At 58.7% G+C, this 5212-nt stretch carries 4 protein-coding genes; 2 read left to right on the top strand and 2 right to left on the bottom strand.

The window, feature by feature from the left end; genetic code table 11:
• The first annotated feature begins 386 nt into the window (after window positions 1-386).
• The gene (locus tag Q672_RS24070) at window positions 387-1592 is read left to right on the top strand and encodes a multidrug effflux MFS transporter (protein ID WP_022985017.1); all 1206 of its coding nucleotides are present in this window, start codon (window positions 387-389) and stop codon (window positions 1590-1592) included.
• A 16-nt stretch (window positions 1593-1608) separates the two neighbouring features.
• Here Q672_RS24070 and Q672_RS24065 read toward each other — a convergent pair whose 3' ends face one another.
• Both Q672_RS24065 and Q672_RS24060 read right to left on the bottom strand, forming a co-directional pair.
• Window positions 1609-4047, bottom strand: a complete 2439-nt coding sequence (locus Q672_RS24065; RefSeq protein WP_022985016.1) for an ABC transporter permease — start codon at window positions 4045-4047, stop codon at window positions 1609-1611.
• Window positions 4037-4717, bottom strand: a complete 681-nt coding sequence (locus tag Q672_RS24060; RefSeq protein ID WP_022985015.1) for an ABC transporter ATP-binding protein — start codon at window positions 4715-4717, stop codon at window positions 4037-4039. Before Q672_RS24060 ends, Q672_RS24065 begins: the two co-directional genes overlap by 11 nt.
• Before the next feature lie 31 nt (window positions 4718-4748).
• Between Q672_RS24060 and Q672_RS24055 the strand changes: the two genes are divergently transcribed.
• Window positions 4749-5212: arylesterase (locus tag Q672_RS24055; protein WP_031226275.1), on the top strand; the 464-nt coding region annotated here is incomplete at its 3' end.

The following is a 5212-nucleotide window of genomic DNA, read 5'->3' as shown; positions in this document are numbered from 1 at the left end:
AGCCACTGGCAGGCGAAGGCGACCACCGTGATGATGGCCAACTGGAAAGAAACGCTAAGATCCATGCAAGTCCTGTCTCAGGAAGGGGGTAGGGAGATCAGTGGCCGATAACGACCGTCACGATGGGCGGTGTTATGACGATGGCTTGCCAAAGACAAGGGGCGCATCAATGCGTCCAACATAGAGTGATCTCCCTCTAGACGCGCTAATACTCACAGTACCGGGACGTGCTGGCAACCCGTTTTTGAGTCGCTAAAGGTATGAGCCTGTTGACAATCGTCGCCTGAAAATAAATATGAACATGGTTCAATGTTTGCGTGATCCTCTGCCTGACATGCGCTACCATCCTGTTTCCCTGACCCTGTCTCCCGAATTCCGGAATCTTCATGTCCGCCATTAGCCCCGGCCGCCTGGCCATCATGTTGGGTACCCTTGTTGCACTGGGCCCGCTTGCCATCGATACGTATTTGCCCGCGCTGTTGACCATGGCGGGCCACTTTGATGTCCCGATTCATGATGTGGAGATCTCCGTCAGTGTCTATGTGCTTGGCGTCGCTCTGGGGCAGTGGCTTGGTGGCCCCTTTTCTGACCAGTATGGCCGTAAGCCTGTTGCCTGTACGGGGCTGGTACTGTTTATCGCCGCCAGCCTGATGATTCCGTGGTCTGTTACGGTGGAACAGTTGTATTTGCTGCGATTTGTGGAAGCTCTGGGCGGTGGCGCCACAGTGGTAATCGCCGCCGCTTCGGTGCGTGACCATTTTACCGGGCGACAGGCCGCGCAGGTTCTGACCACCATCGGCCTGGTGATGTTGCTGGCACCGTTGCTGGCGCCCGCCATCGGCTCCCTGCTGCTCAACACCCTGGGTTGGAAAAGCATCTTCATCATGTTGGCGGGGTATGGCGTTCTGGTATTCATGATGGTGGTCTTTCTGTTGCCCACAGTCCGTCGTCAGGATGCTTCCGCAGACAGTGAAAGTCTGCTTCGTCGCCTGTTTTTTGCCTACGGTCGTGTGATGCGTAACGGCCCTGCCATGGGGTTTATCCTGGCCAATGCCTTGTCGTTTACCGCCATGTTCACCTTCATCACCGATGCCGCTTTCCTTTATATGGAACATTTCGGGCTGAGCTCCAAACAGTTCCCACTGGCGTTTGGCGCCAATGTGGTCGCCATGCTGTCGCTCAATCGGCTTAATGTGTTGTTGCTGCGGCGGTATGAGACAGCGGCGATCATGAAAACAGGGCTGTTGATTCAGGCCGTTGCGGCCTTGAGCCTGTTACTGCTCACCCTTGGCGGCCTCTTGACCCTATGGCTGGCGATTCCACTGATCATGATAGTGTGCGGCATGATGGCCCTGGTGATGCCCAATGGCATTGCCAGCTTCCTGTCGCTCTTTGAGCGTGACAGCGGGGCGGCGACCGGCCTCAACGGGGCGCTGCAATTCCTGATGGCGGGGCTTGTCGGGGCACTACTTGGCACGCTGCATGACGGTACTCCGATCCCCATGACCGCACTGATGGCAGGCAGCAGCCTTCTGGCAATGGCCCTGTTTCTGCTTCTTGCCAGGCAAGGTGGGGCCAGCGCGAAGGGCTGACCCCGCTGGTTCGGGGCTATTGCCGGGTTACCTGATGGCCTGCGGGTTTCAGTGGTGGTAACCGCCAGGCCAGGGTGGCCAGGATTGCCGGCGCGAGCCAGGGAATCAGCATCCAGGGGGAAAGCGGAAGCGCACCATCGAACAACCGCTGCCCCAGAGGCCAAAGCGCCGCAAGGTGGATCAGGTTCGCCAGCAGCGCCGCACCGCCCCCCAGATAGAGTGCCTGCAGGGCGGTGGTACGGCGCAGCAGGTTGTGACCGGCGCCGAGAATGATCAACAGCTGATTGTCTTTGCCAATTTGTGCGGCACTGGATAACAAGGCAGCCAGTAGCACCAACAGGGCAGCAATCATCAACAGCACCCCGACCAGGAAGGCCGCGGTGCTGGCCTGACGTATGATTTCCTGCAGGGTTGTCAGGATCGCATTCACATCCAGCAGACTGATCTGGGGGTAGCGGCTAACCAGCTCTGCCAGCGCACCGGCTTCCGATTCCGGCAGATAGAAACTGGTAATCCAGGTCCGGCTCTGGGCTTCCAGCGTGCCGGGAGCAAAAATGAAGTAGAAATTCGGTGCAAAGCTTTCCCAGTCCACCTCCCTGAAACCCGTGATGGTGGCGTCGAAAGGCGCAGCCGCGCCGGTAAAGGTCAGGGCGTCGCCCACTTTTAGCCCCAGCGACTCCGCCAGTTTGCTTTCCACGGTGACTTCCCCTGCATGCCGGGCGAAACGCCCTTCGAGCAGGGTGTTGCTATCGGGCAAGCTATCAGACTCGGTCAGTGACAGGTCCCGGTTGAGTGCCCGGGTGCCACGGTCTTGCTCTTTGGTGACGGCTTCACGCACCGGTTCACCGTTCAAGCCGGTCAATCGTGCCCGCACCACAGGGTAAAGCGGTTGTTCGGCGCTTTCGTGCTGTGCAAGCCAGCCTTTGAAACCATCAATGTCGTTATCAAACAGGTTGATCACGAAATAATTCGGCGCCTGCTCCGGCAAGGTGGCCCGCCACTGGCCCAGCAGCTGGTTACCGGTCTGTAGTGACATGGACAGTACTGACAACGAAATAATCAGTGCCGCCAGTAATGGCAAGGTGGTGGTCTTGCGTCGGCTGAGACGGCGGAAGGCGAGACGAGCTGCTAACGGCGCTTTGCTGATCACTCGATCCAGACCACTAATCAAGGGCCACAACAGCAGGGGCAAGCCGATGGCCGCAACCAGGGTCACCAACAGCAACGGCCACAGACTTGCCAGCGAGCCGGTGAGCAGAGCGGCGAGGGGCAGCGGGGCGAGCACGGCGATGATCAGGGGCAGGGCCTGGCCGGTACTCCCGGCTTCATCGCGCAGCAGAGACAGCGGTGAGCGCTGCAGTTGTTGCCATAAGGTGGGCGCAGCAAACCCCAGCCACAGAACGGCAGGACCGATCAGGCCCTGTACCAGGGCACAGGCGGGCAGGTGTGAGCCTGCTTCCAGTGTCTGACTGATCCAGAGGCCGATACCCGTGGCAAGCAACGCCCCCGCCAGTGCAGGCAGGCACAGCGCTAATGCATCCGCGCCGAGTAATCGGCTGGCGATTTGACGCTGTGTTGCCCCGGCCGTCTTCATCACCGCACAGAGTGTCTGCTGCTGACGGGCACGATGACTGGCAGTGAGGTAAATGGCGGCCGCGCACAGCAGGATAACCAACATGACGGCCAGCTGTGACCAGAGAAACATTTGTCGAATAGGGCCGCGCTGGCGAAGCTCGGTATTCCTGGCGGTTTCGATTTCCTGATCGACCCGAAGAGTCGGCTCAAGACGCTCGGTAAGGCTTTCGTGCTCTGCTGCCGGCGCGGCGATAAGCACATGATGTTTATAGCGGCTGCCCGGGCCGAGTATGCCGCTGGCCTCCAGATCGTCGACAGCAATCAGCGCACGCGGATTCATGCTATAGAAACCCGATTGCTGATCGGGTTCCTGAACAATCACCCGTTCGATATTGAGCGACAGATTGCCCAGCGTCACGCTGTCACCGACAGACAGGCCAAGCCGGTCAAGGGCCTGGCCCGCCAGCCAGATATGGCCGGTGGCTGGAGCCTGTTGCGCAGCGTAAGGCGAAGAAAAACGGTCATCGCTGATCAGCAACTCCCCATAGAGAGGATAGTTGTGAGTTACCGCCCGGACGCTCGCCAGCAGGAACTGATCGTCCTGAATCAATACGCTGGCGAAATTCACGGTTTCGGCATGGCGCACGGTGTCGAGCAATTCACGCTGGGCAGGTTCCGGGAAGCGGGTGCCTTCCAGTACCAGGTCGCCGCCCAGGGCAACAGCGGTACGCTGACTGAAACGATCGTTTACGGTGTCCCGTAATGCCAGCATAGTGGTCATTGCCAGTGCCGCTACCAGCATGGCCAGGGCCTGAATACGAAAGGCAGGCGAGCGCCAGGGTTTGAGGAAGGCGCCGGACGTGCGTTGCTTACTCGCCACTGAGCTGACCCTCCTGAAGCGTGCAGGTGCGCTGACAACGGCTGGCCAGTTCCGGGTCGTGAGTCACCAGTACCAGAGCGGTCTGTTGTTCCTTATTCAACCGGAAGAGCAGGTCTGCAACATGGTCACCGTTGGCAAAATCCAGGCTGCCAGTGGGTTCATCGGCAAACAGGATGGCGGGGGAGACCGCAAAGGCGCGGGCCAGAGCGACCCGCTGTTGTTCACCGCCCGACAGTTGCGCCGGGAAATGGTGGTGACGCTGGCCAAGCCCTACCTGCTCGAGCCAGTGACTGGCGATGTCCCGGGCGTTGTCTCGCCCCAGGATTTCCAGAGGCAGCATGACGTTTTCCATGGCATTCAGGTCAGCCACCAGCTGAAACTGCTGAAACACAAAACCGCAATGCTTGCCGCGCAGGCGGGCTCTGGGGTCTTCGCTAAGGCTGCTGAATGCCTGGCCCTGTAGCAGGACTTCTCCGGATGTGGGCACATCCAGACCGGCCAACAAGGACAACAGTGTCGACTTGCCGGAGCCGGAAGGGCCCGTAATGGCCAGGCTGTCGCCAGCATTTACCTGTAACGTGATATTCTGCAACAGTGTCAGGTCGCCGTCCGGCCCGGAGACCTGTTTTCCTACATTTTTGGCATTCAGAACCGGAGTTGTATTGCTCATGTTGTCTCTCATGGTCAGGCCACTGTTGCTGATGGCACTTGTTGGATTCGCAACGCTAGCGCGTGCGAACGGGATTCTGATACTGGGCGATAGTATCAGTGCAGCCTATGGCATTGAAAAGTCACAAGGCTGGGTTCACCTGTTTGAACAGTCACTGGATGCGTCCTGCAGCAATCTGGAAGTGATCAATGCGTCAGTCAGTGGCGAAACCACTGCCGGTGGCAAAAGCCGGCTTCCCGGGCTGCTTGAGCAGCATCAACCGCAGATCGTGGTTATCGAACTGGGTGGCAATGATGGATTGCGTGGACTGTCCCCCATTATCATGAGACAGAATATCGCCCAGATGGTTTCCGTTAGCCGTGAAAGTGGCGCAACCCCGGTGATTCTTGGCATGCGAATCCCCCCGAACTATGGCAAACAGTATTCCCGTTTGTTTGAACAACAATTCACGCAAGTGGCAGTTGAACTGGATGTCCCTCTGTTTCCGTTTTTTCT

Source organism: Alcanivorax sp. P2S70, from assembly GCF_000475295.1.
GTDB classification, from domain to species: domain Bacteria; phylum Pseudomonadota; class Gammaproteobacteria; order Pseudomonadales; family Alcanivoracaceae; genus Alcanivorax; species Alcanivorax profundi.
Note: the sequence above shows the minus strand (reverse complement) of the source record. Positions and strands in the feature narration are given on the sequence as shown.

Excerpts from the sequence above, each read along its gene's own strand:
- Q672_RS24070 (WP_022985017.1), top strand. The coding sequence starts at position 387 with ATGTCCGCCATTAGCCCCGGCCGCCTGGCCATCATGTTGGGTACCCTT.
- Q672_RS24060 (WP_022985015.1), bottom strand. The coding sequence starts at position 4,717 with ATGAGCAATACAACTCCGGTTCTGAATGCCAAAAATGTAGGAAAACAG.